This window comes from Streptomyces turgidiscabies Car8, assembly GCF_000331005.1.
Taxonomy (GTDB): domain Bacteria; phylum Actinomycetota; class Actinomycetes; order Streptomycetales; family Streptomycetaceae; genus Streptomyces; species Streptomyces turgidiscabies.
The window spans coordinates 1-4,165 of sequence record NZ_AEJB01000467.1 but is presented as its reverse complement, the minus strand read 5'-3'; the positions used below and the strand labels follow the sequence as shown (position 1 = coordinate 4,165).

General features: G+C 72.7%; 3 protein-coding genes and 1 pseudogene. All 4 read left to right on the top strand.

Annotation, left to right across the window (positions count from 1 at the left end):
* Nucleotides 1-344 precede the first annotated feature (344 nt).
* Complete coding sequence (locus STRTUCAR8_RS34010; RefSeq protein WP_006380768.1) at nucleotides 345-863, top strand: DUF2617 family protein; 519 nt, start codon at nucleotides 345-347, stop codon at nucleotides 861-863.
* A 209-nt stretch (nucleotides 864-1,072) separates the two neighbouring features.
* Nucleotides 1,073-2,728, top strand: coding sequence for a polyamine aminopropyltransferase (locus tag STRTUCAR8_RS34005; protein ID WP_006380769.1), 1,656 nt, complete (start codon nucleotides 1,073-1,075; stop codon nucleotides 2,726-2,728).
* Between the two features lie 145 nt (nucleotides 2,729-2,873).
* Nucleotides 2,874-3,776 carry an SRPBCC family protein gene (locus STRTUCAR8_RS34000; protein WP_006380766.1) on the top strand — a complete coding sequence of 301 codons (903 nt, stop codon included), beginning with the start codon at nucleotides 2,874-2,876 and terminating at the stop codon, nucleotides 3,774-3,776.
* A gap of 60 nt (nucleotides 3,777-3,836) precedes the next feature.
* A pseudogene (locus STRTUCAR8_RS33995) lies at nucleotides 3,837-4,165 on the top strand (amino acid permease); the annotation flags it as partial.

Below are 4,165 nucleotides of genomic sequence, written 5' to 3'. Positions count from 1 at the left end.
CGGCGGGCGTTCGTACGACCGGCTCGTGGCCGTCCGTCGCACGCTCGGGCGTACGCCGCGGTTGAACAGTTGAGCTGTGAAGCCCCCTGAGGGATGGAAACCCCACGAAGTTGGGTAAAAACGCTGTGGCGGCGCCACCGTTCATGATTCCCTCTAGACCACCAACACAGCCCCTGGACGTCCATGGATCTCCCCGGACCTCTCCGGATTTTCCTCCTGACGACCGGGCTGACCGGGCCGATCTCCCGGTGTCGACGACTTGTGTCGACCGGGACGCGCCCGACCCCCACCTCGTTGCACACCTTTTCCCCACACCTCCCTTTGCGTGCTAGCGGAGCCGACCCATGCTCACGACCCTGAACACCACCTACACCGACACGCGCGCGGCCGACCTCGCCTGGGCCCTGGGCCGGGAGCCGTTGCCCGCCCTCGCCACCCTCGACATCGAACTGTCGGACGCGAAACTCCAGTTGAGACTCCTCGGCGCCTCCCACCAGGTGCTCCTGGAAGAGCGACAGGGCACCTGTTCGGAGACGGTCGCGTGCATCCCGGGATCCCGCACCCCCCTCCCGCTCGGCGTGGCCAAACGGGTCGACGACTGGGAGTACGAGTTCGCGGCGAGAGTCGAGATCCTGTCGCCGGGGTCGTTCGCCGGGCGCGCCCAGGAACTGCTGGCCCTGGTCGCCGACCATCCGCACGGTCTCGCCGGCGTCTTCCCGGGCAGCCCGCACGCCTTCACCGCGATGCTGGCCCAGCGGCACGAGGGCCAGGTGCACTGGCGTACCTGGCACGCCTATCCGCAGGACGGGCAGCTCGTGGCGACCAGGACACGGGTGGGGGTGCGGGTGGCGGCGGCCCGCTGAGCGGCGGGCGGTGACGAAACACCGATGAGGGGCGCCGGTGACGAACACCGACGAAGGGCGCCGGTGACGAACACCGACGAGGGGCGCCGGTGACGGATCTCGACGTTCGCACCGGCTCCCTCCGCCTTCACACCGGTTCCCTCCGCGTAAACCGAGACCACACGTGTGGGTGACGAAGCGCACCGAGAGTGTGACGTAGCGTTCCCAGCGTGATCGAACCGCACGTGCCGGCCCCGCCGGGCATCCCCCCGTCCTGGGGCAGCCCCGCGCGGCTGCCCGTCCGGCCCGGCATCGGCCGGTTCCTGGTCCTCGCCGGCGCGTTCGTCTGCGCGGCCTGTGGACTGGTGTACGAACTGGAGCTCGTCGCGCTCGCCTCGTACCTGATCGGCGACTCGGTCACCCAGGCGTCCGTCGTGCTCTCCGTGATGGTGTTCGCGATGGGCATCGGCTCGCTCGCCGCGAAACGCCTGCGCTGCCGTGCCGCGGCCGGTTTCGCCGCCGTCGAGGCCGCGCTCGCGCTGGTCGGCGGCTGCAGCGCGATGGCGCTCTACGCCGTGTTCGCGTGGACGGGCGACTGGGGCGGCCTGTGGGCGAACGGCCCGCGAGTCCTCCTCGTCACCTTCTCCCTCGCCATCGGCCTGCTGATCGGCGCCGAGGTGCCGCTGCTCATGGAGCTGATCCAGCGCATCCGCCGCCAGGACGCGGGCGGCGCCGTCGCCGACCTGTTCGCCGCGGACTACGTGGGCGCGCTGGTCGGCGGCCTGGCCTTCCCGTTCCTCCTGCTCCCCTGGCTCGGCCAGCTCACCGGCGCCCTGCTCACCGGCACGGTCAACGCGCTCGTCGGCGGCGCCCTCGTCCTCGGCCTGTTCCGGCGGGACCTCACCCGGCGCGGACGCTGGCTGCTGGTGGCGGCGAACGTGACCGTGATCGGGATGCTGGCCTCCGCGGCCGTCCTCGTCGACGACTTCGAACGCGCCGCCCGGCACGCGGTGTACGGCGACGACGTACGGGTGGCGCTGCGGACCGACATCCAGGAGGTCGTCCTCACGGGCGGCACGGCCGGCCGGCCGCTGAACCTGTTCCTGGACGGGCGGCTGCGGGTAGGCGGGCGCGACGAGCGGGCCTACCACGAGGCGCTCGTCCACCCCGCGATGAACGGCCCGCACGCGCGCGTGCTCGTCCTCGGCGGCGGCGACGGGCTCGCCACGCGGGAGGTGCTGCGGTATCCGGGCGTACGGCGGGTGGACGTCGTCGAGCTCGACGCGGGCGTGGTGCGGCTGGCGCGCAGGGACCCGGCACTCTCCGCCCTGAACGCGCACGCGTTCGACGACCCGCGCGTCCATGTGACGACGGCCGACCCCTTCCGGCTGCTGCGCGGAGCGCGGGCCGCCTACGACGTCGTCATCTCGGATCTGCCGGACCCGGGCATCACGGCGAGTACGAAGCTGTACTCCCAGGAGTTCTACGGGCTGGCGCGGCAGGTGCTGACCGACGGGGGCCGGCTGGTCGTCCACGGCGGGCCGGTCTCCTCCCGGCCGCGCGCGTTCTGGACCGTCGAGACGACCATGCGGGCCGCCGGGCTGCGCACCGCGCCCTACCGCGTGGCCCACGACGCGACCGGTCGCGACGCCGGCTTCGCCGCCGGCCCGGACCGTGCGGCGCCCAGGACGGCCCATGCCCTGCGGGACTGGGGCTTCGTGCTGGCGACGGCCGAGGGGCCCGGCCCCCGCCTGGGGCTCGACGGGGCGGCCGGGCCCCGGCTGTGGACCCTCACCCAGGCGGGGCTGGCGGCGGACGCGCGGGCCGCGGCGCGGATGCGGGTGGTGGGGCTGCGGGCGTCGACGCTGGTGCACCCGCGGTACTGAGAGACGGTACGAGGGGCGCTGGTGGAGGGCGGCGGGGGCTTGTGGCGGTTTGTGGGGCCGCGTGGGTGTGGATACCTCGGGGATACCGTCCGAATCACCGGATGCGTGGGTGTGACCCGGGCCACGCTGGGTACTCTCGGGTTTCATGGACCATGAGGTGTTCGTTCCGGTTGCGGTCGGGCGGCTGAGGGACGTGCTCGCCGACCCCGCGCGCGTCGCCCGCGCGGTTCCCGGACTCCAGCAGGACGCAGGCACCGAGCCTGCCGCCGACGGGGTCGCCGGGCGGCTGAAGGTGCGTATCGCTGGGCACGTGATCACTTATCGCGGGTCCTTGCGGGTCGCTGTCGCGGACGGCCCCGGCGGTCAGGGGGGCCCGGGCGGTGACGGTGGCGACGAGGAGTACGCGTACGTCGTCGAGGGTGATGCCGTCGAGGTGCGCGGAGGCGGGTCGGTGAAGCTGGCTCTGACCTTGCGGGTGCGGGAGGCGGAGGCGGAGGCGGAGGACTCGGGTGAGAGCGGCTCGGCGTTGGTGTTCGGGGGCACGGTGACGGCGGACGGGCGTCTGACCGAGCTTCCCGCGGACGCGGTCGCCGCGGCGGGTGTGCGGTTGCTTCGGCGGTTCGGGGAGGGGTTGGGGGAGGCTGCTGAGGGCGCCGGGGAGGCTGACGGGGCTGACGGGGCTCCGGTTGTGGTGGAGATCCCGGTTCCCGACGTTGATGTTTCCGATGACGTTGATCTCGACGAGGGCTTGGACGGGGACGAGGACGCGGGCGACGAGGACGCGGGCGACGAGGGCGGGGGTGAGGCGGTTTCCAGGCGGTTCATGGATGCCGGTGAGCCGCCTGCTGAGGCCGCGCATGCGCGTCGGACGATGATCGGGCGCAGTGCGGAGGAAGTGGATCACGCGCCGCCACGGGGGCGGTACGCGCCGGTGCCGCCGCCGGAGCAGGTGGTGGGGAATCTGACGTTGCGGTGGGCTGCGCCGGCTGCGGCGTTGGTGGTTGCGTCGGCGATCGTGGTGGGGCGGGTGTTGCGGAAGCGGCGCTGAGGGGGTGGACGGGTTTTTCTCGCCCTCGGCGCCCGTCCCGGTCCCATCCGCTTCTACGTACTGGTCGGCGTGGTCACACTGCTCTTCGCCGTCGGCTTCGTCACCATGGGCCGGCACGTCATCGACGCGGGCGCCTTCTACACGTACATCGGCAAAGGCCTCGGGCGGACCGCCGGCGCCGGCAGCGCGGGCGTCGCGCTCTTCGCGTACTGCGCGATCCAGGCCGCCATGTACGGGCTGTACGGAGCCATCGTGGGCGGCCTGGTCAGCACGCACACGGGTCTCGACCTGCCGTGGTGGGCGTGGTCACTGGCCACGATGGCCCTCGTGCAGCTGCTGGGCGCCACCGGCATCGACATGGGCGCCAAACTGCTGGCGGTGTTCGTCCT

Coding starts and splice junctions, on each gene's coding strand:
- STRTUCAR8_RS34000 (WP_006380766.1), top strand. CDS start 2,874: ATGGACCATGAGGTGTTCGTTCCGGTTGCGGTCGGGCGGCTGAGGGAC.
- STRTUCAR8_RS34010 (WP_006380768.1), top strand. CDS start 345: ATGCTCACGACCCTGAACACCACCTACACCGACACGCGCGCGGCCGAC.